Source organism: Providencia sp. PROV040, from assembly GCF_032706145.1.
Lineage (GTDB): Bacteria > Pseudomonadota > Gammaproteobacteria > Enterobacterales > Enterobacteriaceae > Providencia > Providencia hangzhouensis.
In genome coordinates, this window is record NZ_CP120530.1 from 4259574 (window position 1) to 4285657 (window position 26084).

Below are 26084 nucleotides of genomic sequence, written 5' to 3' on the forward strand. Positions count from 1 at the left end.
AAACAAAAACGTATTAACATCAAACTAAGCTAGCACAGATTGTTTTTAATCTGCTAGAGATCAATCTATCTTCTATTTTGCTCAATAACGTCTAATTTAATCATATTTTAATTCCAATATTTTTTATTGGTATTTTTACTTAAATGTATAGCCTCTATATTTTAACTATCACCATTAGGTCAGTGATGTAATTATCGAGAATAACTTAAGGTGTTCTGTTTATTCATGGTGGGTTTTCTAGAAACTGACTTTATCCAACGTATATTAATTTAGTTAGTTAATCTTAAAAAATAACCTAATTGTAATTATAGGAGCCAATTTTTGGGTTTTTTGAGGCTTAAAGATAAGATTTATATAATTATAGATTTATTGAAAATTACTTTTTATTACCATTTGAAATATTTTGCAATGAAATTTTTTTCTAGTAGATACTTATTTAATTCGTTTGTTCTTAATTGTTTCTATTTTCATTTCAATTTAAAAAAATGTTTTATTATATTATTGTTTTCTAGGTGCTATTCATATAAAAAACACAAAAAAATTAATGTATCTATATGATATTTATTGTTTTATGTTTATTTTTCTTTTTGGCTTAAATGTAACAATCAGTGAATTAAGAAACATTATGAAAATATTTAATTGTTTTTTTTGAGATATTTCTGATTAATTATTTTTCAGTAAACTTTTCGTTTTAATGATTTTATCTAATTCTAGTTTTATTATTATCTTCCACCTCATTTTTTTTCACTAATAAGAACCCGTTTTATGAGTATAAAAAACTTTATTAGTAATGATTGGGTTTATTTTGTGGTTTTTTATTAAAAAAAGGTCGATTTAATTAGATGTACATCACTCGTTTATCCAGTAACGGAGTATTTAAAATAGAGTATTCTCAGGATATTATATATATATCACTAACTTACAATGTGAGTAGTTAATTAATCTTCAGATTTGACATAACTAGAATGAGATATAATAATGGCACCGCATTGATGCATTGTTTAATTATTTTATTTATTAATGGAGTTTGATAAATAGGAATAGTTATTAGTGTCAATCCTTAATATTTACTAATCGAATATATTTTAAGAAAAAATTAAAATAATCAGATTGATAATAACTCATTATTTTAATTTGTGTCGTCTTTTTTATCTAATGGAAATGTATAAAATGAAATTAAATAAACTTGCTTTAGTATTAGGTTTAGGTCTGGCAGTAGTTGCTGGTTCTGCTTCTGCAAACCAAGGTGGCGGTCAAGTCACTTTTAAAGGTTCAATTATTGATGCTCCTTGCTCAATTCCACCAGGTTCTCAAGCATTTGAAGTACAAATGGGTGCTATCGCGACGTCTGCATTAAACGGTGGCGGTAAAAGTATTGCTCGTGACTTCAATATCCAATTAGAGCAGTGTGACATCACAACTCTGAAAACTGTTCAAACTACATTTACTGGTATTCCAAGTACTTCGGTAACTGATGGTTTAGCTATTGCTGGTACTGCGAAAAACGCGGGTATCGTGATCACTGATTACAACGGAACTAAAATTGCTTTAGGTGCTAAATCACCATCTCAAACTTTATTAACTGGTGCGAACACATTGCGTTTCCAAGCTTATTTGCAAGGCGATGATGATGCAGCAAACAAACCAGCTGTACCAGGTGAATTTGATGCAATTGCAACATTTGCTCTGAGCTACCAGTAATTGGTATAGCCCGTACAAGGATGTATGGGCACTAATTTTAATGCATTGAAATTGGTTATTAAGTTGAAATGGAGTCGCTATGAATCACTTTGGCATCATTGTCATGGTGCTTTCAGGAATGATATTTGCCCCGATAGTTAGTGCGCAAAATCAAAATTCTCGGGCACAAAGTCAGTTCAAAGGAACTGTTACCATGGGCGGTTCAATCATTGAGAGCCCTTGTGCAATAGATGCAGATAGCCGAGATCAATCAGTTAACATAACGACTGTACCGGTTAGCCAGATAATTCACGACAGAGAAAGTCCTACAAGTGATTTCTCTATACGCCTTATCAATTGTGTTTTAACACCGGTAACTCCTGGAACTCCTAATTGGCAAACTTTCAATATTACATTCGATGGTCCAACAGATGGCCGTAACTTCGATGTTTTTGGGCATGCAAATGGATTGTCAGTAAAAATTTCTGATACAGCTGGAAATGTAGCTATACCTGGTAGAGCAATGCCTGATTTACCCATTAGCGCAGGCAATACAACTCTGCATTATAAGGTGCGGGTAGTATCTAATAATAAACGTTTAAAACCAGGGAATTATCAGACAACTATCCGTTTTAAAATGGATTATTACTGAGTTATTACTAAGGGACTATTATGGCTCTGCAATTAAAAAGTAAAAATAAAGTATTTAATAACTCAGTAAGTTATTTTTTAACGCCTGTTGCTACCATGGTGTTTCTTGCTATTGCTCATATAAATTTAGCTAATGCAAATAATGATAGTATTGAGTTTAATACAGATGTTTTAGATCTTCAGGATAAAAAAAATATTTCCTTAAACGAGTTCTCTCGTGCGGGCTATGTTATGCCAGGGAAATATCCATTTAAAATTAATTTAAATAATCGCGACTTAGCTGACATTTTTGATATTGAATATATCGAGGATCCTAATGATCCAAGTATGACGGAGCCTTGTTTAACGCCAGATGTTGTTGAACATATTGCTTTGCGCGATGAATGGAAGAAAAAGGTTGAGTTTGCTAAAAATGGCCAATGTTTAATTCCAGAAACGATCCCTGGAATGACAGTAAGCGGTTCTTTAGCCAAAGAAACAGTCACAATTACTGTACCTCAGGCTTATATCGAATTTACTTCTGATAACTGGGATCCGCCATCTCGTTGGGATGAAGGTGTACCCGCCCTAATTTTTGACTATAACTTGAATGCTAACTTAACAAGGCCTGCGGATTCAGCCAATACCCAGTCAGTTACTGGTAACGGTACAACTGGCTTTAACCTTGGTGCGTGGCGTTTTAGGGCAGATTGGCAAGCAAGTTATAATCGCACTAATGGGCAATCGACCGACCGTAAATGGGATTGGAGCCAATATTATGCCTATAGAGCAGTAAAAGAGCTAAATGCAAAGCTCACGATGGGTGAGCAATTTTTACGTTCAGGACTATTTGACTCATTCCGTTATATGGGGGCCAGCCTGATCTCTGACGAAAGAATGCTACCACCAAACCTACGTGGCTATGCACCGGAGGTGACTGGCGTTGCAAGAACCAATGCAAAAGTGATCGTGACTCAGCAAGGACGTGTTATTTATGAAACACAAGTTGCTCCGGGGCCTTTTCGTATTCAAGATTTAAGTGATGCGGTTAGCGGTAAATTAGATGTACGCGTCGAAGAGCAGGATGGCTCGGTACAAGAATTCCAAATGAATACCGCCTCCATTCCTTATTTAACTCGTCCAGGCTCAGTTCTGTTTAAGATTGCAGGTGGCCGACCGAATAATATGGAACATGAAACAGAAGGGCAAGGGTTTGTTACGGGGGAATTTAGCTGGGGGGTCTCCAACGGTTGGTCATTATTCGGCGGTGCAATAGCAGCAGGTGACTATAACGCGTTATCACTCGGTGTTGGTCGAGATTTACTCGCCTTTGGTGCAATTTCATTCGATGTCACCGAGTCACGCGCGAAACTGAAAACAGATAACAAAATCTATACGGGGGCATCGTATCGCTTAAGTTATTCAAAACGTTTTGAAGACTATGATAGCCAAGTCACTTTCGCAGGATACCGATTCTCTGAACGTGACTTTATGAGTATGAACCAGTACCTCGATCGTCGTTATAGAGGTGTGGAATTCGATAATAGTAAAGAGCTGTATACGATTACATTTAATAAGTATTTCACCAGTGCAGATCTGACAGCGTATCTGAACTATAACCACGAAACCTATTGGAATAAACCAGCGGCAAAACGTTATAACCTTTCTATTGCGAAATATTTTGATATTGGCCGTTTTAAAAATATCAACTTAAGTTTAACGGCATTCCGTAACAAATTTGATAATAGAAATAATGACGACGGGCTATATATGAATCTTTCTTTGCCTTGGGCAGATAGAGCGTCAATTAGCTACAACAATATGGTGACAAGAGATGGTAACTCACACACCGTCAGTTATTTTGATTCCATTGATGATAAGACGAACTATCGTGTGGGTACTGGGGTGAGTAACCGAGGCCGTGGAACTATTGATGGTTTCTATACACGTTACGCTGATTTAGCAACACTTACTGCAAGTACCAGCTATATCAATGGCGATACTACCTCAGCTGCATTTTCTTTACAAGGTGGTGCTACAGTCACAGGGCATGGTGCTGCATTGCACCGCATTAATACCCCAGGTGGAAGCCGTGTGATGGTGGGAACTGAGGGGGTGAAAAATGTGCCTATTCAAGGTTTTGGGCCGACCACTGAAACCAATATTTTTGGTAAAGCGGTAGTTGCTGATATCAGTGATTACTATCGTACCAGTACATCCATTGATGTGACTCAATTGCCTGACAACGTAGAAGCCATCCGGACATCTCAGCCAATTACGCTGACTGAAGGGGCTGTAGGTTACCGCGAGTTTGAAGTGTTATCGGGTATTAAAACCATGGTGAGATTGGCATTGGCAGATGGAAGTTATCCGCCATTCGGTGCCACCGTGAGAAATGAGAAGAATAGAGAGCTCGGTATCGTAACTGATAATGGGTCTGTGTATATCTCAGGTATCAACCCAAATGAAGTTTTAGATGTGTATTGGGATGGAAGTGTGCAATGCAAAATTCAGGTTCCAGAAAATATTACCACGGCTGAATTTAACTCACTGTTATTACCGTGTACAAACAGCCCAAGTGTTGAACCTGGGTATATGCCAGCAAAAGCCGTTCCTGTTGGGCAGTCTGCTCCAGTTTACAAGCCTGCGCCGATTAAACAGGGCGTAGCGCCGAGTCAGCGTTGGTTATTAAAACCACCGGATATTGCTTACAGCACAGATTATACAGAGTAACCCAAGTTGCTTGATTTTATAAATAGTTGGTACTTATGAATATTAAAAAAATTGCATTTTTTACTACAACAATCACGTTATCTGCGGTGCTATGTGGGCAGGCTCTGGCTGCTATTGCACTTGATAGAACACGCGTTATTTATAATGGGACTGAAAAAACCATTAGCTTGAATATTAAGAATGAAAACACAGAATTACCTTATCTTGCGCAGGGTTGGATTGAAGACGCTAATGGTAACAAAATTGAAAGCCCACTCACGGTTTTACCACCAGTTCAACGTGTAGAACCAGGTGAAGGTAGTCAGGTTAAAATTCAATCTCTTCCTGATATCGCTACATTACCTCAAGACAGAGAAAGTGTTTATTACTTTAACTTACGTGAGATTCCACCACGTAGTAAAGAAGCTAACGTTTTACAGATTGCATTACAGACGCGTATTAAATTGTTTTATCGACCAAAAGCGTTATACGCCACTCGTACGGATTTAGAAAATCCATGGCAGGAAAAAATTACGTTAACGCGTAAAGGAGATGCCTACGAAATCACAAATCCAACTGCTTACTTTGTCACGATTGTGGATGCAAGTTCAAGAGTGGGAGGAGATACGGTGAAGCAATTTGAGCCTGTGATGATCTCACCAAAAAGTAACGGAATGCTTAAGGGTAGCGCAAGTGCCATGGGGGCAAAACCAGTTCTAACTTATATCAATGATTATGGTGGAAGGCCTAAATTGACGTTTGGTTGCGCCGGTACAACTTGCAAAGTTGAATCTTCGACGGACAGATAACGGAGAATAATGTATGAAAAGGACTCTCCAGTTCAGCACTATCTTATTTGGCTTAGTTCCAGTGTTTACCTTTGGAATAAATAGCTGGGATATTGATGGATTACACGGAACATTGACAGTAAATGGCATGATGACCGAGGCACCTTGTACGATGGATGTGACCAATTCAAAGCGCCAAGAAGTGTCTCTAGGGGAGATCCCTTCTTATTCACTCCGTAAACCTGGTGATAGAGCTGAGCCAGTGTCATTCGAATTAGAATTTAGGCACTGCATTCGTACGGAAAGTCGAATGAAAGACACTCGAACGGGTCGTGCACTATGGGATGCAATGCAACCGGTGATAACGGTTTCTTTTGTTGCCGTATCGGATAAGCATTTTCCAGAAATGTTAAGTGTCAAAGGTGTCTCTGGCGTGGCGTTAGAAGTGACGGATGCACAACGAGAAGATATCAGGCTAGGAAGTCGTGGTCGTCCACAATTTCTCGATGCACCGCAAGGCACACTTCAATATTTTGTAACGCCAGTGAGAACTCCCGAAAAACTGACGGAAGGAAGTTTCAGCGCCGTAATGGACTTTAAGGTGGATTATGAGTGATTTAAATAAGCAGCGGTACCTGCTGGCATCATGTCTCGCTGGAATATTTTTTACATCGGTTTCCTATGCAGGATTACCCGATTCGCGTATTAGCCCATCAGGAAGTACAAGGGCGACAATTACGCCAGGTATGATAACCGTACCGATTAAAGGGGTTGTTTTGGCACCACCACCTTGCAAAATTAATGGCGGAAATATAATCAAAGTTAATTTTGACGAAATCATGAGTACACGGATTGACGGTAACGCCTATGCAAAATCGATAAATTACAATATTGATTGTGAAAAAAGACCGACATCACAAATGAAAATGACGTTGGTTGGTATTCCTGCCTCCTTTGATAGTGGTGCGATTGAAACAGACATTCAAGGTTTAGGGATCGCTTTTCGTTATAACGGAAGCAAACTTCGATTAAACCAAGAAATTAAGTTTGTGTATCCAAATGCCCCTCAATTTGAAGCCATACCTGTTCGTGATTTATCCACAACATTAACAAAGGGTGGGGTTTTTCATGCGGGCGTCACTATCAAACTTGATTATCAGTGAGGGGAAAATAATGAAAAAAATAATGAAAAGACTTCCTCTGATAATGAGTTTGTTAGTTATACCTGTTAGCGCTGCGATGGCAAACGATGTGGAATTTACTGGAACCTTGTTACTTCCACCGCCTTGCACTGTTTTTGAAGATAAAGTTCACGTCATCGAATACAAAGACATTGGTTTACATAAGGTTGATGGCGTTAACTTTGCGAAACCGATTAATTACGCATTGAAGTGTGAAGAAAACTTAAAAGGTTGGGACTTAATGCTAACTATCAAAGGGACAGCAACAGATTTTGATAAGTCGGCACTGGAAACTAATGTTCGAGATCTTGGCATGCGTATTACCCAAAATGGCCTCGGTTTTGAAATTAATAAACCGTTAAAGATTAGCTATGGGCAACCACCTGTTTTAGAGGTTGTTCCTGTGAAAAGATTGGGAGTTACGTTGCCTGAAGGAGGCTTTGCCGCAACAGGGACATTGCTAGCGGAGTACCAATAATGAAAAAACTAATTCAATGTGCAGTAGCTAGTGCCTTACTTATCAACGTTAGCACTGCTTTCGCTGTGCCTGATAATTTAAGGATTATCGGTAATTTAGTGGAGGAACCCTGCACTATTTTACCGGGTGATGAAAACATCCTGATGGAATTTTTTGATACACCAGAAAAAAACTTTTACGCCTATGGTGAAACTCCGCCTAAAGAGTTTGCGATTAAACTGGCCGACTGTGACACAACGATAGGCAAATTTGTGGAAGTGACGTTTTCAGGAACACCTAATCTCGCACTTCCTGGTTTTATTGCATTATCAACAGGTAGTGTTGCATCTGGTTTCGCAGTGGGGTTACAAAACTCAGATAAAACACCACTGGCTATTGACCAGAAAGGCTCGAAGTTAACGTTACAAGATGGTGCTAACCAATTGAGGTTCTATGCCTATTTAAAAGGTGAACCGGATGCTATTGCAAATAAGACAATAAAAGTAGGCCCTTACAGTGCTGTAGCAACATTTAAATTAGATTATGAATAATAAGGCTGTGAACTAATATGAAAGTATTTTTATCGCTATTAATTGGTGCAGTCATGTTTTCATCTACTGCATCAGCCTCTGTTTTTTCCTATATCACTGAATCAAAGCCCGGTAATAACCCAAATAATGGGGATGCAAACTATAAGTACGTCATTGCTCGCTGGGACCCTGAATTGCCAACTACGCGTAATCCTTGCTTTAGGTGGTCGAAATGCTATCTCACCATAAGCCATAAGCATACAGCTGCTGGAACACCAGGGGCGGCAACCGTCGAGTTGGCCGAAATTTCTAAGTATGAATACATGCGTGACGTTCAGAATATACCCGGTGTTTTGGCAAAGGCGACAGCTCCAGCAACACAGTGGGCTGTTCATACTGGGGTTAGGCTACAGAATAATCAGGAATGTGTGGGGCTGTTTTACCAAGATCGTACTGGGGTTACGAGTAACGGTGGGTTAATTCCCGGCTCATTATGTGGTATTGCGCCTCCACCGATTGGGGCTTGTAAGATTAACAATACGATCCCTGATATTAACTTTGGTTCGATTAGTGAAGCTGAACTTGCTGGTCAATCAAAACAAGTAAACATTAGTGTGACCTGTAACTTAGCGATGGATGTGCTAGTGATTGCCACAGGTGTTAACGTGACAAATGGCCGTGTTAATTTACGACCAGATAACAGTTTATACGCGAATTTGTATCTAGGTGGAAACGATACGCCAGGAGAAGCTGGTTACAGAATTCATGTGCCTGCTGGTGGAACAAATTCGGTAACCATGAAAGCTGTATTAGGTACTAATGGCCGAGTTCAAGCCGGTCAGTTTGAAGGTGCCGCAGCCCTTATTTTAACTGTGCCTTAATAAATGGTGAAAATATGTATTCAGAAAATGGCAGTGAAAAAATCCATTATATGGTAGGTCAGAGGATCTTAGAAAAGCGTAGAGAACTGGGGTATACAGGGTTTCAGTTAGCTCAGTTATTAGGTGTTAGTCAACAACAGATTTCACGCTATGAAAGAGGCAAAATCAAGATTGATTTGTTTCACTTGTTTAAACTTGCATTTTTGATGGGAACACCAATTGATTGGTTCCTTGAAGATATCAGCTCTCAGCTCAGTGAAAATGGGCGACTGGATGATACGCAATAATAAGTCTTTAAATGGTTGTTAATGATAAATAGGTTGAGATGACGATTTTATGTCGCCTAACTGTAATAAAAGTCGCTAAGCAAACACGTACAGTAGAAAACTCAACCTATTTATTTTTGAATTAAGTGTCGTAACAAACTGCCAACCCTTTCTTTTATAGAGTTCTCCTCGTTTTTTTATCTCGCTCTTGCCTTTTAACACTTTAAAATTCATAGATTCAACAAATTAAATTGATGTTTTTGTGCGTTGCAACAACTTTTTAGTGAATGCAAATGCAAACTAATATCATTTGCGCTTATTTGCGTGTAATATACGCTACATTGTGGATCACCAAATTTTATCATCAGTACTTTTATCGATGGACGGAGGAAATTAGATGTTTGCAAAATCATTAGTTTCGGGTATTGCGTTGTTATCTGCGTTAGTGTTAGCTGGTTGTGATAACGCAAAAGACACGACAGAAACAGCTCAAGTCGCAGAAAAACAAACTATCACAATAGAACATGCCCAAGGCAAAACTGAAATTCCTCGTCATCCGCAAAAAGTCATGGTGATGAACATGGAAACATTGGACATCATGGATGCACTCGGGGCTCCAGTTGCCGGTGTTCCACAAACCAACGTTCACTTCCCTGAATTCTTAACTAAATACAGTGGTTCTGAATACATCAATGGCGGGACATTATTTGAACCTGCTTATGAAGCCTTAAGTAATGCTAAGCCTGACCTGATTTTAGGTGGTAGCCGTGCTCGTGATGCCTATGACAAACTCAGCGGTGTTGCACCAACTATTTCATTAGATATTGATAACAAAAACTTTATTGGTAGCTTAACTGAACGTACTAATGAACTTGGCGCGCTATTCGGTAAAGAAGAACAAGCCAAAAAACTGATTTCTGACTTCAATACTAAAATTGAAGGTATCAAAGCTAAAGCGCCGACTGCGGGTAAAGCGATGGTAATCTTAGTTAGTGGCGGTAAAATTTCTGCGTATGGACCAGGTTCTCGTTTCGGTTTTATCTTTGATGTATTAGGTTTTGAACCTGCTTATGTATTTGAAGAAAACACGGGTCGCCACGGTAATATCGTTAATGCAGAATTACTGGTGAAATTAAACCCAGACTGGTTATTTGTTATCGACCGTGACAGCGCAATTGGCAAAACGGATGCACAGCCTGCTGCGGAAGTATTAGATAACGCATTAGTTAGAAAAACCGCTGCATGGGAAAAAGGCCAAATTACTTACCTTGACCCAACAGCAGTATATATTGCCGGTGGGATCCAAACTTATTCTCAGTTAATGGACGATATCAATACAGCATTAGAGAAGAGCCAAGCAAAATAACCGATGAAAACGCTTTATCTTTTTTGTGGAATTGTCGCGTTATTGGTTTTAGCGGTATTAAGCTTGTTTATTGGAGCGGGTGACGTGTCACCCGTTTCGCTTTTCACCGACCCAGAGATGCAAGACATCTTTTTTATTAGCCGAATTCCCCGAACCGTCTCCTTGATTTTAGCTGGTAGCGCCATGAGTGTTGCTGGGCTAATCATGCAATTATTAACACAAAACCGTTTTGTTGAACCTTCCCTCGCAGGAACAACCCAGTCAGCCAGTTTAGGCTTATTGGTCGTCATGGTGCTTTTCCCAGCAGCAAGTATTATGACTAAAATGGTGGTGGCCAGCGGTTTTGCACTTCTTGGCACCATGTTGTTTATGGTGCTATTACGTCGTGTGATTTTAAAATCTGCCCTGATAGTTCCACTGGTGGGGATTATGTTAGGGGCAGTTATTAGCGCATTGACCATTTTTACCGCTTATTACTTCGACTTACTACAATCTCTTGGTGCATGGATGAGCGGTGACTTTTCTAGCATCATTCAAGGCCGATATGAACTTTTGTGGTTAGTGGGAATATTAACATTAATTGCTTGCTGGATTGCCGATAGCTTTACGGTGGCTGGTATGGGACGTGAGTTTTCAATTAATGTTGGCCTAAATTATCGCAAAGTGATGACCATTGGTTTATCGATTATCGCTTTAATCAGTGGCGTCGTGGTCGTGGTGGTCGGGGCATTACCTTTCCTAGGCTTAATTATTCCAAATCTCGTGAGCTTAGTGATGGGCGATAACATACGTAAAACCATCCCATGGATTTGTATTGCTGGTGGTGGCTTAGTTTTACTGTGTGACATTATTGGGCGCTTAATTCGCTATCCATTTGAAATCCCAGCAAGTGTGATTTTAGGTGTCGTTGGCGCGGTGATTTTTTTATATTTATTGTTGAAGCAACAACGTTATGCAAAAAGTTAATTCATCAATAGCGTTACCTAAAAAAGGGGTAACGCCGTTGCAAAGAATATGGATACTACTGGCACTATCGCTGCTATCCATTGTGCTTTATATGACGGTCAATTTGGGTAGCAATCTTGCTTATATTTTGCCGCATCGAGGCTATATTGTTCTCACCATGATTGTGGTAGCTTTCTCGGCTGGGGTTTCAACAGTTCTCTTTCAAACGATTGCTAATAATAAGATATTAACCCCATCTATCATGGGATTAGAAGCATTGTTTGTATTATTACAAACCATTTTTATCTTCTATAGTGAGAGTTTTCCATCCTCTTGGTTATTGAATATTGGTAAGTTTCTATTAGAGTCCACACTACTTGTACTGTTCTCTGTTCTGCTCTACCGCTGGTTATTTGTGTCAGTTAAAATGAATATCAACCTAGTATTGATGGTGGGTATCATTCTTGGCACATTATTTCGCAGCGTAGCGACATTGCTGCAGCGTTTAATGGACCCTAATGAATTTTCCATTTTACAAAGCCGGATGTTTGCCACCTTCACAAAGGGAACACCTGAGCTAATTCTATTCACATTAATGATCACGGCAGTCGTCGGTGTCCTATTGTGGCGCATGCGTTATTGTTTTGATGTTATCGCGTTAGGGCAAGCCAATGCGGTGAATCTAGGGATTAATTATCGCCAGCAAGTCACTGTCATTTTGTTGCTTATTTCAATATTAGTTGCAGTTTCTACAGCATTAGTTGGGCCTTTAACATTCTTAGGTTTGATGGTCGCGAATTTAGCTTATTTAGTGGCTGGCAGTAGCCAGCACCGCTATTTGCTACCCGTTTCCTTTCTACTTGGTGTCATTGCGTTGATTGGTGGGCAGTTGATTCTAGAATATGGCTTAAATATGGCTGGGACATTATCAGTTGTTATCGAATTTGTCGGCGGTATTTTCTTTATTTATATGGTGTTAAGAAGGTTTTAGTATGATTGAAATTAGTCAGATATCGAAAAGTTATCAGGATACTAAAGTCTTAGATAACGTAACAACAACAATTAAAAATAGCGGTATTACCTCAATCATCGGGCCTAATGGTGCAGGTAAATCAACACTGTTGTCGATAATTGGGCGCTTGTTACAGCCTGATCACGGTGGTTACGTCAAAGTGAATGATTTAGACGTATCGACAACACCGAGTGATAAATTAGCGAAATGTTTGTCAGTTTTACGCCAAGAAAATCAATTTGCCAGCCGTTTAACAGTCGAGGAATTGGTTGGTTTTGGGCGTTACCCATACACTAAAGGCCGTTTAACCATTGACGATAAAAAGAAAATTGATGAGTCACTCTCTTTTCTAAATTTGTCAGATTTACGTCACCGTTATTTAGATGAATTATCGGGTGGCCAACGCCAACGGGCTTATGTCGCAATGGTTTTATGTCAAGATACAGAATATGTTTTACTTGATGAGCCATTGAATAACCTGGATATGAAACATGCGGTGATCATGATGAAACTGCTGCGTAAAGCGGCAGATGAGCTAGGCAAAACCATTATCTTAGTAATCCACGATATAAATTTCGCTTCCGTTTATTCGGACTATATTGTCGCTCTGAGAAACGGTCGCCTGTCTTATCACGGTAAGCCAGAAGAGATCATGAAATCTGACATTATTGAGGATATTTTTGATACTCCGGTTGATATTAAACGGGTGGATGATCAGTATATTGCTCTCTACTACTAAATTTTCGTCATCCTTCGAGCTGTAGCGGTGTTGGCTACGCTCAGCTACTCGGGTCACATACTTTTGTATGCTCCCCGAGATATCTTCTCTTGCCGCCTTGCTACAGTTCGAATGATTTAGAAAATTAAATGGTTATCATCCTTCGAGCTGTAGCGGTGTTGGCTACGTTCAGCTACTCCGGGTCACATACTTTTGTATGCTCCCCGAGATATCTTCTCTTGCCGCCTTGCTACAGTTCGAATGATTTAGAAAATTAAATGGTTATCATAGTTTGAGCTGTAGCGGTGTTGGCTACAACCTAAATGAATGGGAATATTACCGAATAGAAGACCGTTAGTGGCAGAATGAATTCATTGCGGTGAAATTTCAATGTCTTCATCGGTTGTCAGTAAATCTAGTGATTGCAACACTTCTAAGCGTTTTATCCCATCGGCATTAACCACTAAACGCGCCAGCTCATTGTAGGTTTTTTTGTTAATTGTGACACGGCGGCAAAGGTAAATGTGATACACCTTTTCACCAATGATTGCAGGTTCATCATCATTTACAGTGAGTTCTTCATAGCTAATATCGATATATTTTAGAAAATCTGAAATATTAAAGCGTGTGATATCAGCAATTGATGATTGGTTTTTTTCAAACACCGAATGGCGGTTATGTAGCAATACATCTTTGCGGTAATACAGGATATCTTCCATACGTTGGACATTAACTAAATTAACCCAATGGGATTTTTGTCGCATTTCACGGATATCAGGGGAGAGCATGTTTTCACTGATGAAGCGAAAAGACTCTTTGCATAGCCCGACAGGGGCCTTAACACCTTCACGATAAATACGTAGCTGTCTATCCGGGATCCACTTTTGGAAAACGCGATAGAGTTGCTCACGACCGATTTCTTTCAGCCTATCTTTGAAAATATAGCCAATAACCATAGCTAAAAATAAATTTGCACTCAACGCGCCATATTTTCCTTGCCAAAGAAAGGCGATTAACGTGGCAAAAATCATTGAGATTGCTGCAGCGATACCATAAATGGAGTGCAATAATAATGGCAACCCACGTTTATGGCGGATCTCTAAGTAAAGGTAGCGATTGATGTATTTTTTCAATAAATTGCGACGATATGTCACTAATTCGGCATCAGTTTCATCACTGGGAAAACAATCAGGGTATTGTTTCTTTAGGTAACGCATTTCTTGATACCAAAAATGACGGATTTCTTCACGTAACGGTATTTGCTTCTCAGCTAATAAATCACGCAAATAATTCATGGTGTAGTAGGTCATAAATTCGTCGCAATAAGAAAATGCATTTGAGCGAATGCTTTCTTCAATTTTTCCCGCCAGTGGCGCTAACGCCCGATAAACCCCGAGGCATTTCGCCATGTTCGCCATAAACTCGGTTAAGTATTCATCTGTTTGTCGTTGGGCGTTTTGGCTTATCATTTTGACATTAATTCGTACCGTGCGCTTAAAGGTTAAAGCATAGCGTTTTAACTTGTTCTCATACTCGTCCAATGAGGGTGGGTTTAATGGGTCACATTGTTCTAACCAGCGTTTTAAGTCATCTAATTCGCCATTTTCTTCTGGTAAAGCTGAAAGCTTAACCGTGGATGGGCTTAAGCGGATATAGTTTTTGAGGCTACGTTGAAGGCTTGATGGCGTGTATAGATCAGGGTTGACTTGCAATGATGATGGAAGAAAGAAAAAACTTTCGACCTGATAGCGGATCTCTTTTGATTTACGAGGCAATAGAACTTTTTGTTTGATTTCAAACTGTTTTTTACCGTGGATCTTGAGAGACTCTTTAATCATATATTGCCTTATTTGATGCGATGACTCATTTTTACCCTAATGATTGCAGCATAGCACGTTTATTTATTGAAGAACTTTAAGCAATAGCATACAGGAAGCAATAATGACAGTCTGTGAGGGAATGTTGAAAGATGTGGCAATCAAGAAGTGTTATTATAACGAGGCACATTACTATGCCTCATTATCGTTTAGCTATTCGTTATTGAATAACTTATTTTTTTGCAGCAGGGCGTACCGCTGTCACTTCTATTTCTACTCTCCAAGCTGGGTTAGCCAGTTTGGCGACTTGGAAGGTAGAACGAGCTGGCAGATTAGTAATTTTCTCAGACTCATAGAACTTATTGTAACCGGCCATGAAGCCAGCGAAGTCCATAGTACCTTGAGTTTCTTCACCACCAACTAAGAATACTTGCATTTTAACAACGTCATTCATTGTCAAACCCATACCTTCGAGGTTAGCTTGGATTTGTTTTAATACGTTGATTGTTTGTGCTTCGGTATTACCATAAGACTCTAAAACGCCTTCTTTAGCGTCTGCAGAGATTTTAGAAGGAACTTTTCCGCTTAGGAAAATGAGGTTGCCCGCATTGATTTCTACTGATTCAGAGATAGGGAATCCTTTCACTGGAACGCGTTTAACATCATCAGCTGCATTCGCACTTGCTACACCTAAAATCAAAGGCAGAGAAAGCAATAAAGTTTTATAGCGCATGTAAACTCCTTAACATTATCAAAGTAAATAGGATCTATTAATTTTATCAAAAATTAAACTTTCATTTAACTTTAAACTATTCGCTAATAGATCCACAGTAAAAATCGTTATTTTCCCCGTTTTTTAGTTAAAACGAGAAAGTTTATACGGCGTAGGGTCGATAAATGGTGTTTCACCCATTAACAATTCTGCCGTTAATCGACCAGATGCAGGGCTTTCTGTCATGCCCCAGCCTGTAGCGGTGTTGATGACCAGACCTGGATACTGCTCGATGGTTGAAATAATTGGAATTTCATCATCCGTTGGTGCAACAGTACCACCCCAACGCTCAACCACTTTAGACTCTTTAAATACTGGGAACTCTTTTCTCAGTCTTTCTAGAACGCCATCTAAGTGTTCATTGTTTGGTGTATTTGTTGCCGTACGGAACTCTTCGAATGGTGTCTTCTCGTCTAAATTCCAAGATGTTGCCATCATGAAGGAGTTGAATAAGTCTTTACCAAGAGAGAATTCTAATGGTAATTCACCGCCACCTAATACATGTAGGAATCTTGGGCCTAACAGGAAGCTGTCTTTAACGATAGAGCTGGTAAAGATACGTGGTGCAACAGCATAAGTCCCATCAGCTTGTTCACGGAAGTGAATACCGTTAGGTAAGTGTACGTTACCTTTTGGTGCACCTGGTACGCCAGTAATACGCTGTTGTGACAGATAAACGTTTAGTGTTGGAACGTCAATACCTAAGTTACCCATGAACAGACGCGACCAAATACCCCCCGTCAGAACAACACGAGACGTTTTGATTGCACCTTTTTCAGTGACAACATCAGAAATTTTGCCACCTGCAGTTTCAATACCACGTACTGCACAATTAGTGTAGATGCGAATACCGATTGATTTAGCGTAGTTTGCCATCGTTGGCGTAACAACTTCTGGGTCAAGGCTACCAGAGTCTTCTTCAAAACCACCAATTTTCCATGGGGTTTGCGCATCAACCAGACGATTAGCCAGTTCAGTACCTTCAATCATACGGGTACGTAAAGGCGTATCGAAACCTGGGTTTTCAGATGCAGACTTAATCCACGCTCTTGAAATTTCTAAATCTTCTTCGCTTGAAGGCACTTCAACGCGGCCTTGAACACGGTAGCTGGTATCAGCACCGATTTTTTCGTTCATACCGAGCCATTGAATTTTCCCATAGTGGTGTAAAGGGAAAATAGCTGGAGAGGTTTTGTAGCTGATGATTTGGCTATATGCACGGCCTGATTGCTCACCGCCCACAACACCTTTTTCACAGATAACAACATTAAGACCTTTCTCTGCAAGGTTAATTGCGGTCATGATCCCTTGAAGGCCAGCACCGATGATGACTGCATCCGCAGACTCTGGTAATTTGCCTTCTGTACCAGCAACAGCGGGTACGCGTGATTTAGTCGATTCAAAACGACCTTCACGATTGATCATAGGAACAACCGCAGCACCTCCTGCTAGAACACCAGCAGCACCAACCCCTAATAATAGCTTTCTTCTCGAGATTTTCATCTATAACCTCAATAACAATCTTGTTTTTTATATAGTAAATAATTTCAAATTGAGATAATGATCTTATCATATATTTTGTAATTGTTAAGTGGCGGTAGCATTTGTTAATAAAGGTCATTGAAATGAAATGCGACGTAAATTGATCTACTCGGTGCTGTAAAGGCTTTGTAGGTGATTACTTTATTTTAGAGATATAAGAATTAATATTTTTTTAATGTTAATGTCATTAAAAGTGTACAGGTGTAAATATGAAAATTTAGCTTAAAGGCAATAATTGATGAGGGGGTCAAAGAGGGAGATTAATATTTCACCATAGATGAAAATTCTGAATATCCCTTAAGTTCTAAAATTGGGAAATTAATATATAAATGAGTTTTAAATGTACTTTTTGAGCTATTTTTGTTCATTTGATTATTAATCATCCATTTGTTAAGGCTTGCAGTATTTAAACGTATTTAATATTGATTGGTTAGGTTGCATAAATATTGTCCACTAGGTTAGCTGGGGAGTTGGTATATAACAAGTTGATAATAAATGTTATTTTGTTTCTGTGGTGAAGTGTCTAAACAAAAATAAATAACCTAGTCTTTATTAAGGTTAATTATCGTAATCATTTATGAGATAGAATTAGATAAATTTAAAGCAATAGATGTTTTTCATTATTTTTAATGTTGTTAAAAATAACCACTTATTTTCTGATGGCAACGAATAGTAAAAAGTAATAGGACGTATGACAAGAGTGAATAATTAAGATTAAGTAATGAATGATAAATTGAATAATAAGCTAAACTGGCTTTAATGATAAAAAATACAGAGTTATTCATGCAGTTAATAATATTTTCATAAATAGTTACTTTTACTTCAGGTACACATCATTCAGTTATTTTACTTTATTAGTCGATATGCACCATGATAGCTTCACTTATTAGCGATATATTCATTTCCTGTGGGGATTTGCGCGAAAAAATTAGCATAATCCTCGGAGCGAACCTGTTGAAGGATGGTTTCAAGCGCTGATAGCGGTGCTTCTGACCAATCGCAGCGAATATCAATGTCTGCGTATTGCCGGTCATTCCATACTTTTAATGCAGCGGAGCGGATGCCTCGATAATCACCACCTTCATCGGCACCAGCTTGCATGGCAATGAGTAATCGATCAGCCAGATCTTGGTCAGCATTTTTATAATAGCTTTGATAAATAGCGCTTAGAACCTGTTCACCTACTAACATATTTCCAGCAATGGCTAAGTTGGGTTCCGATAGACTTCCACACCAAGGTAAGCAATATTGACCTGTCCAATCAGCTGTATCACCATAGTTATCCATAATAATTAATTGTCGCCGTTCACAGTCAATATCTTCCTTAACCAGATGATCTAAGCTTTTATTCGCATTATGGCCTTGCTGCAAATATTCAATACCTGTTAAGCCAGCAATGGGGTTGGTCATTGCTTGAGTTGCGATTGCCCCCGTTTGGCTTTTGCCATGTAAGACCAATGCACCAACCGCAGGGCCACCCGTTGCCGTCGCTGCACCTATTTTTCCTGTCAATGGGCAGCGCGCCACAATTGAAAATGTCATTTTACACCTCATAAATTAGACCTTGATCAAATTTATCATTATAAATTCTTGCTTGAAATATAATTCATCATCATAAATAAAGAAAAAGATAAAATTATTAACAAAATTGACACAAATCACACTTCACAATCATATAGCAATGTCAGCACTCAGGGGGAAGCAAATGAAAATGCGTTTATGTAGGTGGATAGCCAGTTTTTGGCTTTTATGCTTTATTTCGCTACCGACATTGGCGGTGAACCATCCTGATGTCTTATTATTAGGGCAAGTTGCTGAGCCGCAGTCATTAGACCCACAAGTGGCAACCGCTGCGAATGATTCCCGAATTTTGGTTAACTTGTACGAAGGGTTAGTTCGCAATGCGGACGGTACATTAACGCTTGAACCTGCTTTAGCCCAATCATGGTCTGTTAGTGATGATGGCCTGACATATACTTTCCATTTACGCGAGAATATAAAATTTCACGATGGTAGCCCATTCAATGCGGATGCAGTTAAATTCACATTTGAGCGAATGTTGGATAACCAGCACCCGTACTACCATACAGGGCCATTCCCATTATCATTTTTCTTTTCTGCAATAGACAAGATAGAAACTCCAGATGATAAAACGGTGGTGTTTGCCTTAAAAGAACCGTTTGCCCCGTTTTTATCGAACTTAGCGACACCTGCAGGGCTGATTGTTTCACCCACAGCAGTAAAGAAATATGACAAAGACTTTAGCCGGCACCCCAGCGGAACAGGTCCCTTCAAGTTTGATGAGTGGACCGCAAACCAAAGGGTGGTCGTATCCGCTAATGAAGACTATTGGGATGGTAAACCCAGTTTAAAACATGTTGTTTTTCGGCCTATCACTGACGCCAATACTCGGGTAGCCGAAATGTTATCGGGGGGAATTGATGCCATGGTGGAAGTCCCTGCTGATAACGTCCCATTATTTGTTAATGACAACCGCTTTTATGTTTATGAAGCCGTAGGGCCTCATGTTTGGTATGCCATGCTCAATGCGTCTCAGCCACCGTTTGATGATGTGCGTGTGAGGCAAGCCGTTAACTATGCGGTAAATAAAGACAATATTGTGAAATACATTCTTCAGGACTCTGCGGGAGTAGCACAAGGGCCCATCCCATCGGCATTTGATTGGGCATTTGATGCAGAAACCAAGGCTTATCCTTATGACCCTGAAAAAGCACGCCAATTAATAGCAGAAGCAGGGGCTCAAGGGCAAAAAGTTATTTTTTATGTCACGGAAGGGGGCTCAGGGATGCTAGACCCGATCCCCATGGCGACAGCCATTCAAGCAGACCTGAAAGCGGTTGGGCTATCTGTCGAAATTCAAACCTTTGAATGGAATACTTACTTATCAAAGGTCAATGCAGGTCTAAAACAAGCGCATATGGCCGAAATGGCGTGGATGACGAATGACCCAGATACTTTACCCTTTTTAACCTTACATAGCGCTTCTTGGCCGGATAAAGGCGGGTTCAATTCTGGTTATTACAGTAACAAGCAGCTCGATAGGTTATTAGACAAAGCTCGAGTCACCAATAATCTCGAGGAGCGCGCCCAGTTATATCGGCAAGTACAAAAAATTGTTCATCAAGATGCCCCTTGGTTATTTGTGGCGAATTGGAAGCAAAATGCGGTCGCTAATGAGCATGTTAAACATTTCAAATTGCAGCCTAACTTTAACTTATTACTTAAAGACGTTCGTAAAGATTGATTAATGTGAATTAAATATTCAATTAATCTTTTGATTTTATGGGGAAAAACTATGTGGTTATACTGTTTGAAACGCATTTTAGCGACCATACCCATACTGATTGGTTTGACGTTAATTGTCTTTTTTATCATGGCAATGATCCCTGGAGACCCTGCTCAAGCGCTGCTTGGCCCTTGGGCGACTCCTGAAAATGTGGCTAGAGTAAAAACAGAGCTTGGGTTGGATAAGCCGTTATATCAGCAATATTTTATTTGGATGCATAATTTAATTTCGGGTGACTTTGGCCGTTCATTTGTTCTTAACCGGCCTGTCGTTGATGAAGTTTTAGAGCGATTTTCTGCCACATTAATTTTGGGCGGAAGTGCGTTGTTACTGAGTTCAGTTTTAGGGTTACTGGCCGGAGTCCTTTCCGCCATTCGCCAATTCAGTTGGAGTGACCGATTTATTACACTTGCTGTTTTATTGGGTATCTCAATGCCATCTTTTTGGATCGGCTTATTGATGATTATGCTTTTTTCTGTTCAATTACAATGGTTTCCGGCATCAGGAATGTACGATATTTGGCAAGGCGGTGGCCTGAGCGATTTATTGCATCACCTTGTTTTACCCGCAGTGACGCTTTCATTAGTCGCGACAGGGGTGATAGCGCGTTTGACGCGCACAGCAATGTTAGAGGTACTGCGACTTGATTTTATTCGTACCGCAAGAGCAAAAGGCTTGAGTGAGCGCAAAGTGATTTTTCGCCATGCATTTCGCATGGCACTGGTTTCCGTTATCCCAGTCATTGGTATCCAAGCGGGCTTTGTTTTTGGTGGTGCGGTGTACATTGAAACCGTTTTTCAGTGGCCGGGGCTAGGCGCCATGTTAGTGAAGGCTGTGGCAACCCGTGACTTGTTTTTAGTTCAAGGGGGCGTATTGATTGCAGCAGCGTCCTATGTCTTTATCAATTTACTTGCGGATGTTGCGCAAGCCATGTTAGACCCGAGGTTGAAATCATGAGCCAGTCAGTGACCCCTGTTATTCAGCATCGTCATCGCCAATCGATTGGCTCATTATTACTGGCGAACCGTTTAGCAACTTTGGGCTTATTTACGTTATCTATCATTATGCTCTTGGCATTTTTAGCGCCTTGGCTACCTCTTGCTAATCCTGATGAAACAGATTTAGTTAATCGGCTACTTCCCGCTTTTTCATCTGGCCATTTATTAGGTACTGACCATTTAGGGCGAGATATTTTGTCTCGATTGCTGTGGGGAACGCGAGTATCCCTATTGGTCGGTATTTCCGCAACACTAATTGCGGCAATATTCGGCACCCTGATTGGCTTGGTAGCTGGGTATGTTGGCCATCGTACCGATACATTATTGATGCGTTGTATTGATATGCTAATGGCATTTCCATACATTTTATTGGCATTAGCGATTGTAGCGGTACTGGGGCCTGGGTTACTCAATGCGTTGTATGCTATCGCATTAGTGAATATTCCCTTTTTTGCTAGGAATATTCGTGGGTTAACGGTGGGGTTACGTGATAGAGACTTTATTCAAGCTGCAAGGTTGTCAGGTAAAAACCACCTACAAGTCCTATTAACGGAAGTGTTACCGAATGTCTTGCCAATCATTGTGGTTACCATGTCAACGACCATTGGCTGGATGATCTTAGAGACGGCAGGCTTGTCATTTTTAGGGCTAGGTACTCAACCACCGAATGCAGATTTAGGTTCAATGCTAGGGCAAGGGCGCGCACAAATGTTTGTTGCTCCTCATGTGGCATTGGTACCTGGTATTATGATCTTTCTTATTGTGATTAGTTTTAACCTGTTAGGGGATGGCGTGCGTGACATTCTTGATCCCCGGTTAAAATCAGGAGCTTTACAGCGCTCACAACCGATGACACAGACTGACAGAGTTAATATTCCTGCGAAAACGGGAGGTGAACAAGCGGTATTAGAAGTCAAAGACTTGTCGGTCGCTTTTCGCCAAGGAAATCAATTACGCCCAACGGTAAAAGGGATCAGTTTTACCGTTGGTGCGGGGGAATGTTTAGGGCTAATTGGAGAAAGCGGTTCGGGTAAGAGTGTTACGGCTTTATCTGTAATGGGGTTGCTTGCATCGCCTCCTGCGTTGGTTACCGCTGGTGGTATTTATGTAGAACATGAAGAAATGTTGTCATTACCGTTATCTGTTATGCAGCGCCGTCGCGGTGCGAAGGTATCCTATATTTTCCAAGACCCGCTGACGACACTCCATCCGCAATTTACCATAGGTGTGCAATTGCGTGAGGCCATTACTGCTCACCAATCGTTGTCATTCTATGAGGCGAAAAATAAAGCCATTGAATTATTGGATAGCGTTGGGATCCCAGATGCGCAGGAGCGTTTTGATGCCTACCCCCATGAGCTTTCGGGCGGGCAGCGCCAGCGGGTAGGGATAGCGATGGCATTGGCTAATGATCCTGTGTTGATTATTGCCGACGAGCCGACCACCGCATTAGATGTTACGGTGCAGGCGCGTATTTTAGAGTTACTCAACCAACTACGCCGTGAACGCGGTGTTGCACTCTTATTTATTACCCATGATTTCGCGGTTATTAACCAAATTTGCGACCGTGTTGCCGTCATGCAGCAAGGTGAGATAGTTGAAACAGGGGAGACACAAACGGTATTACGCCAGCCTCAGCATCCTTACACACAACGCCTGATCGCCAGTGTCCCTAAATTAGGGGAAGGGCGTGGATTTTTAAAACAAGTCCAACAACTTTATGGTCATCAGCCCAATGGTGATGATTTAACATCGGCTCAGGAGGTTTAATGAAAAAAGTGATTGAGGTTAATCAGTTGGTGAAAACCTTCGGGCAGCCAAGAGGCCTATTTCACCCTCAAGGGCGCCAAGTTCACGCACTAAAAAATATTTCATTATCGCTCTATGAAGGTGAAACCCTTGCTGTTGTAGGGGAGAGTGGCTCAGGAAAAAGTACCTTAGCGCGTATTTTAGTTGGGTTGGAGCGTGAAACCTCGGGGGAAATTACGGTATTAGGGCAAACTCGTGCCGAATGGCTGCAACAAGGTTCACGTGCATTTGGGCAAGCCATTCAGTACGTTTTTCAAGACCCGGTTGCTTCTTTAAACCCCCGTAAAACGATAGGCGAGACATTAACGGTTCCATTGAAATACTTAAAGCACATGAACACATCACAAAGAGCGAAGCGTTTGGCGGAATTACTCGAAGCTGTCAATATGCCAATCGACGCTTTAGCTTGCTATCCTCATGAGTTTTCAGGAGGGCAGGCACAGCGGTTAGCGATTGCGAGAGCATTAGCTGCTGATGCACGAATATTGGTACTTGATGAACCCGTTAGTGCGCTGGATGTTTCGGTACAAGCGCAAGTTTTATTGTTATTAGAACAACTTAAACAACAGTTTTCATTATCGTATTTATTTATTAGCCATGATTTGGCGGTAGTGGAGTCGATTGCAGATAGAGTTGCCGTACTCTATTTAGGGGATTTGCTAGAATGTCGAGATACCCGCAGCTTATTTGCCGCACCGGAGCATGAATATACGCGAAATTTATTGGCAAGTGCCCCACGAATTCGTGTTGATTCAGTCGATTAGAAACTTATTTAAACCAGTTGAGAAGCTAATATGAGCACCAATAAGCCAATGACGATAGAATCAGTGCGTATTAAACGTACTGATGAAATCGTCAATGCGATAAAAGAAACCATTATGGCCAATAACCTCATACCCGGTGACCGTTTGCCACAAGAAAAAGAGTTAATTGAACATTATAACGCTAGCAAAAGCACTGTGAGAGAAGCATTAAAGTCATTGGAAGTTCAAGGGTTAATTAAAACAAAAACTGGGCCTGGTGGTGGCGCGTTTATTGATTCAATGACTGAAGCGCGAGCGATGAGTTTGTTATCGAACTATTTATTTACGCGGGATATATCAATCAAGGATATTTATACGTTACGTAAATTATTAGAACCGGTGGTAGCAGTCAGTGCCATTGATAATATCGATAACGCAGGAATTCAAAAGCTGTACGATACCATCGCCATTTATGACCATGAGCCCGTAGATGAAAATGAACGCTGGCAGCAACGAATGGCAGAACTGGATTTTCATGCGGTGGTCGCTAGCTATTCCGATAACGTTTTATTAGTGTTTATCTGCCATTTTTTACAACGCTTACTCAAAGACTTAGCCGTTTGTCAGGACATTTATTTAAAACCTGAGCCTGTCGACAGGCGTCAAGGCATCGAATACCAATATCAATTAATCGAGGCTTTACGCCGTAAAGATGCCGCTAAAGTTCAATCGGTAATGGAAGCACATATGGCTTATGCAGAACAAGCCATGTTAGCGCTACAAGCCACATTACAAGAACGTTTCTTAAGTGAAGATAGATAATATAATGATAGATAAAGTATATCTGACCTCTGTATTAAAAACATTATTATGCACACCTAGCCCTGTTGGGATGACTGAACAAGCCGTTGCGCAAACTCACCAATGGTTGTCGGAGTTGGGGTTTACACCAAAATACACACGCCGCGGGGTGCTCTATATCACACTCGGTTCTGAAGAACCTAAACGTGCATTGGCCGCACACCTTGATACATTAGGGGCGATGGTGACACAACTCAAACCGAATGGGCGTTTGGCACTGCGTAATACAGGCACATGGGCAGCCCGTTTTGCGGAAGGTGCAAGGGTGACAGTATTTAGTGATGATCACCAATATCGTGGGACAATTTTGCCATTAAAAGCCTCAGGGCACCGTTTTAATACTGAGGTAGATACCCAAGTAGCCGATTGGGATAATTTAGAAATTCGCCTTGATGCCCCCTGTTATAACTTTGCTGATTTGCAATCCCATGGCTTAAACGTCGGTGATATTGTTGCAGTGGATGCTCAACCCGAATTCATTGATAACGGTTTTATTGTATCGCGTCATTTGGATGATAAAGCCGGATGTGCAGTGATGTTAGCCGCATTAAAATCACTGGTGGATGACGGTATTGTGCCAGCGGTATCTTGCCAAATGATGTTCACGATTTCAGAAGAGGTCGGTATCGGAGGCACCCACGGTTTTGGTCCGCAAGTTCAAGAGTTATTGGCGATTGATAACTCCGTTTCTGCGCCAGACCAAACCACAAGGGATGACGCCCTCACCTTAGCTTTTCGCGACAGAACCGGCCCGTTTGATTTAGCAATTACGCGGCATTTATTACAATTATGCCAGCAGTATGACATTCCTCACGTCCGCGATACGTTTAAACATTATCGTTCGGATAGTGCTGCAGCAATTGATGCAGGATGGGATATTCGTGCGGCTTTAGCATGTTTCGCACTAGATAGCTCCCACGGTTGGGAAAGGACTCATTTGGACTCATTAGTCGCGCTCGCGACTTTAGTGAGACGCTATATTGAAAGTGATTTAGTCCCATTACCGGGGCAATCATTGCAAAACTAATAATTTGCGGCTGATGGTAAAAAGCCCTCATATCATTTAACG

At 40.6% G+C, this 26084-nt stretch carries 24 protein-coding genes; 20 read left to right on the forward strand and 4 right to left on the reverse strand.

The window, feature by feature from the left end; translation table 11 throughout:
• Positions 1–1170: 1170 nt before the first annotated feature.
• The 14 genes from P3L40_RS19830 (at position 1171) to P3L40_RS19895 (ending at position 13187) form a co-directional block, all read left to right on the forward strand.
• Entirely contained in the window at positions 1171–1701 is a 531-nt protein-coding gene (locus P3L40_RS19830) for a fimbrial protein (protein ID WP_036958062.1), read from the forward strand.
• Positions 1702–1780: 79 nt separating this feature from the next.
• Positions 1781–2332 (forward strand): fimbrial protein, encoded by a 552-nt coding sequence (locus P3L40_RS19835; protein WP_004259299.1) that lies wholly within the window; start codon positions 1781–1783, stop codon positions 2330–2332.
• A 20-nt stretch (positions 2333–2352) separates the two neighbouring features.
• Positions 2353–5043, forward strand: coding sequence for an outer membrane usher protein (locus P3L40_RS19840; protein ID WP_004259298.1), 2691 nt, complete (start codon positions 2353–2355; stop codon positions 5041–5043).
• Positions 5044–5078: 35 nt separating this feature from the next.
• Positions 5079–5831 carry a fimbria/pilus periplasmic chaperone gene (locus tag P3L40_RS19845; RefSeq protein ID WP_004259296.1) on the forward strand — a complete coding sequence of 251 codons (753 nt, stop codon included), beginning with the start codon at positions 5079–5081 and terminating at the stop codon, positions 5829–5831.
• 13 nt (positions 5832–5844) lie between these two features.
• On the forward strand, positions 5845–6426 hold the full coding sequence (locus tag P3L40_RS19850) for a fimbrial protein (RefSeq protein ID WP_096864457.1): 582 nt from the start codon (positions 5845–5847) through the stop codon (positions 6424–6426).
• A complete protein-coding gene (locus P3L40_RS19855; protein ID WP_004259293.1) occupies positions 6419–6973 on the forward strand; it encodes a fimbrial protein in 555 nt (184 codons plus the stop codon). The genes P3L40_RS19850 and P3L40_RS19855 overlap by 8 nt, the downstream gene beginning before the upstream one ends.
• A gap of 10 nt (positions 6974–6983) precedes the next feature.
• Positions 6984–7469, forward strand: a complete 486-nt coding sequence (locus tag P3L40_RS19860; RefSeq protein WP_036958061.1) for a fimbrial protein — start codon at positions 6984–6986, stop codon at positions 7467–7469.
• A complete protein-coding gene (locus P3L40_RS19865) occupies positions 7469–7999 on the forward strand; it encodes a fimbrial protein (RefSeq protein ID WP_136134280.1) in 531 nt (176 codons plus the stop codon). Before P3L40_RS19860 ends, P3L40_RS19865 begins: the two co-directional genes overlap by 1 nt.
• Before the next feature lie 17 nt (positions 8000–8016).
• Positions 8017–8859 carry a fimbrial protein gene (locus P3L40_RS19870; protein WP_096864459.1) on the forward strand — a complete coding sequence of 281 codons (843 nt, stop codon included), beginning with the start codon at positions 8017–8019 and terminating at the stop codon, positions 8857–8859.
• Between the two features lie 14 nt (positions 8860–8873).
• Positions 8874–9146, forward strand: coding sequence for a helix-turn-helix domain-containing protein (locus tag P3L40_RS19875; protein ID WP_004259284.1), 273 nt, complete (start codon positions 8874–8876; stop codon positions 9144–9146).
• Positions 9147–9522: 376 nt separating this feature from the next.
• Positions 9523–10491 (forward strand): siderophore ABC transporter substrate-binding protein, encoded by a 969-nt coding sequence (locus P3L40_RS19880; protein ID WP_094961600.1) that lies wholly within the window; start codon positions 9523–9525, stop codon positions 10489–10491.
• Between the two features lie 3 nt (positions 10492–10494).
• Complete coding sequence (locus P3L40_RS19885; protein WP_004259272.1) at positions 10495–11457, forward strand: ABC transporter permease; 963 nt, start codon at positions 10495–10497, stop codon at positions 11455–11457.
• A complete protein-coding gene (locus P3L40_RS19890; RefSeq protein WP_004259269.1) occupies positions 11444–12427 on the forward strand; it encodes an iron chelate uptake ABC transporter family permease subunit in 984 nt (327 codons plus the stop codon). Before P3L40_RS19885 ends, P3L40_RS19890 begins: the two co-directional genes overlap by 14 nt.
• 1 nt (position 12428) lies before the next feature.
• The gene (locus P3L40_RS19895) at positions 12429–13187 is read left to right on the forward strand and encodes an ABC transporter ATP-binding protein (RefSeq protein ID WP_004259268.1); all 759 of its coding nucleotides are present in this window, start codon (positions 12429–12431) and stop codon (positions 13185–13187) included.
• 350 nt (positions 13188–13537) lie between these two features.
• Here P3L40_RS19895 and P3L40_RS19900 read toward each other — a convergent pair whose 3' ends face one another.
• The 4 genes from P3L40_RS19900 to P3L40_RS19915 all read right to left on the reverse strand — a co-directional run bounded on the left by P3L40_RS19900 (position 13538) and on the right by P3L40_RS19915 (position 18839).
• Entirely contained in the window at positions 13538–15004 is a 1467-nt protein-coding gene (locus P3L40_RS19900) for a hypothetical protein (protein ID WP_172767447.1), read from the reverse strand.
• A 211-nt stretch (positions 15005–15215) separates the two neighbouring features.
• Positions 15216–15716, reverse strand: coding sequence for a RidA family protein (locus P3L40_RS19905; protein ID WP_004259262.1), 501 nt, complete (start codon positions 15714–15716; stop codon positions 15216–15218).
• Positions 15717–15839: 123 nt separating this feature from the next.
• A complete protein-coding gene (locus tag P3L40_RS19910) occupies positions 15840–17258 on the reverse strand; it encodes an NAD(P)/FAD-dependent oxidoreductase (protein ID WP_004259261.1) in 1419 nt (472 codons plus the stop codon).
• A 918-nt stretch (positions 17259–18176) separates the two neighbouring features.
• Positions 18177–18839, reverse strand: coding sequence for a DUF1028 domain-containing protein (locus tag P3L40_RS19915; protein ID WP_094961597.1), 663 nt, complete (start codon positions 18837–18839; stop codon positions 18177–18179).
• 163 nt (positions 18840–19002) lie between these two features.
• Here P3L40_RS19915 and P3L40_RS19920 point away from each other — a divergent pair, with 163 nt between their 5' ends.
• From P3L40_RS19920 to P3L40_RS19945, 6 genes are read left to right on the forward strand one after another with little or no spacing between them, the layout of a single operon-like run.
• On the forward strand, positions 19003–20562 hold the full coding sequence (locus P3L40_RS19920) for an ABC transporter substrate-binding protein (RefSeq protein WP_136134282.1): 1560 nt from the start codon (positions 19003–19005) through the stop codon (positions 20560–20562).
• Positions 20563–20613: 51 nt separating this feature from the next.
• On the forward strand, positions 20614–21561 hold the full coding sequence (locus P3L40_RS19925) for an ABC transporter permease (RefSeq protein WP_004259249.1): 948 nt from the start codon (positions 20614–20616) through the stop codon (positions 21559–21561).
• Positions 21558–23372, forward strand: a complete 1815-nt coding sequence (locus tag P3L40_RS19930; RefSeq protein ID WP_004259247.1) for a dipeptide/oligopeptide/nickel ABC transporter permease/ATP-binding protein — start codon at positions 21558–21560, stop codon at positions 23370–23372. Before P3L40_RS19925 ends, P3L40_RS19930 begins: the two co-directional genes overlap by 4 nt.
• On the forward strand, positions 23372–24175 hold the full coding sequence (locus tag P3L40_RS19935) for an ABC transporter ATP-binding protein (RefSeq protein WP_004259244.1): 804 nt from the start codon (positions 23372–23374) through the stop codon (positions 24173–24175). Before P3L40_RS19930 ends, P3L40_RS19935 begins: the two co-directional genes overlap by 1 nt.
• A 30-nt stretch (positions 24176–24205) precedes the next feature.
• On the forward strand, positions 24206–24976 hold the full coding sequence (locus P3L40_RS19940; protein ID WP_004259240.1) for a FadR/GntR family transcriptional regulator: 771 nt from the start codon (positions 24206–24208) through the stop codon (positions 24974–24976).
• Between the two features lie 4 nt (positions 24977–24980).
• Positions 24981–26042, forward strand: a complete 1062-nt coding sequence (locus P3L40_RS19945) for an osmoprotectant NAGGN system M42 family peptidase (RefSeq protein ID WP_036958059.1) — start codon at positions 24981–24983, stop codon at positions 26040–26042.
• Positions 26043–26084 lie beyond the last annotated feature (42 nt).

Coding starts and splice junctions, on each gene's coding strand:
- P3L40_RS19830 (WP_036958062.1), top strand. CDS start 1,171: ATGAAATTAAATAAACTTGCTTTAGTATTAGGTTTAGGTCTGGCAGTA.
- P3L40_RS19835 (WP_004259299.1), top strand. CDS start 1,781: ATGAATCACTTTGGCATCATTGTCATGGTGCTTTCAGGAATGATATTT.
- P3L40_RS19840 (WP_004259298.1), top strand. CDS start 2,353: ATGGCTCTGCAATTAAAAAGTAAAAATAAAGTATTTAATAACTCAGTA.
- P3L40_RS19845 (WP_004259296.1), top strand. CDS start 5,079: ATGAATATTAAAAAAATTGCATTTTTTACTACAACAATCACGTTATCT.
- P3L40_RS19850 (WP_096864457.1), top strand. CDS start 5,845: ATGAAAAGGACTCTCCAGTTCAGCACTATCTTATTTGGCTTAGTTCCA.
- P3L40_RS19855 (WP_004259293.1), top strand. CDS start 6,419: ATGAGTGATTTAAATAAGCAGCGGTACCTGCTGGCATCATGTCTCGCT.
- P3L40_RS19860 (WP_036958061.1), top strand. CDS start 6,984: ATGAAAAAAATAATGAAAAGACTTCCTCTGATAATGAGTTTGTTAGTT.
- P3L40_RS19865 (WP_136134280.1), top strand. CDS start 7,469: ATGAAAAAACTAATTCAATGTGCAGTAGCTAGTGCCTTACTTATCAAC.
- P3L40_RS19870 (WP_096864459.1), top strand. CDS start 8,017: ATGAAAGTATTTTTATCGCTATTAATTGGTGCAGTCATGTTTTCATCT.
- P3L40_RS19875 (WP_004259284.1), top strand. CDS start 8,874: ATGTATTCAGAAAATGGCAGTGAAAAAATCCATTATATGGTAGGTCAG.
- P3L40_RS19880 (WP_094961600.1), top strand. CDS start 9,523: ATGTTTGCAAAATCATTAGTTTCGGGTATTGCGTTGTTATCTGCGTTA.
- P3L40_RS19885 (WP_004259272.1), top strand. CDS start 10,495: ATGAAAACGCTTTATCTTTTTTGTGGAATTGTCGCGTTATTGGTTTTA.
- P3L40_RS19890 (WP_004259269.1), top strand. CDS start 11,444: ATGCAAAAAGTTAATTCATCAATAGCGTTACCTAAAAAAGGGGTAACG.
- P3L40_RS19895 (WP_004259268.1), top strand. CDS start 12,429: ATGATTGAAATTAGTCAGATATCGAAAAGTTATCAGGATACTAAAGTC.
- P3L40_RS19900 (WP_172767447.1), bottom strand. CDS start 15,004: ATGATTAAAGAGTCTCTCAAGATCCACGGTAAAAAACAGTTTGAAATC.
- P3L40_RS19905 (WP_004259262.1), bottom strand. CDS start 15,716: ATGCGCTATAAAACTTTATTGCTTTCTCTGCCTTTGATTTTAGGTGTA.
- P3L40_RS19910 (WP_004259261.1), bottom strand. CDS start 17,258: ATGAAAATCTCGAGAAGAAAGCTATTATTAGGGGTTGGTGCTGCTGGT.
- P3L40_RS19915 (WP_094961597.1), bottom strand. CDS start 18,839: ATGACATTTTCAATTGTGGCGCGCTGCCCATTGACAGGAAAAATAGGT.
- P3L40_RS19920 (WP_136134282.1), top strand. CDS start 19,003: ATGAAAATGCGTTTATGTAGGTGGATAGCCAGTTTTTGGCTTTTATGC.
- P3L40_RS19925 (WP_004259249.1), top strand. CDS start 20,614: ATGTGGTTATACTGTTTGAAACGCATTTTAGCGACCATACCCATACTG.
- P3L40_RS19930 (WP_004259247.1), top strand. CDS start 21,558: ATGAGCCAGTCAGTGACCCCTGTTATTCAGCATCGTCATCGCCAATCG.
- P3L40_RS19935 (WP_004259244.1), top strand. CDS start 23,372: ATGAAAAAAGTGATTGAGGTTAATCAGTTGGTGAAAACCTTCGGGCAG.
- P3L40_RS19940 (WP_004259240.1), top strand. CDS start 24,206: ATGAGCACCAATAAGCCAATGACGATAGAATCAGTGCGTATTAAACGT.
- P3L40_RS19945 (WP_036958059.1), top strand. CDS start 24,981: ATGATAGATAAAGTATATCTGACCTCTGTATTAAAAACATTATTATGC.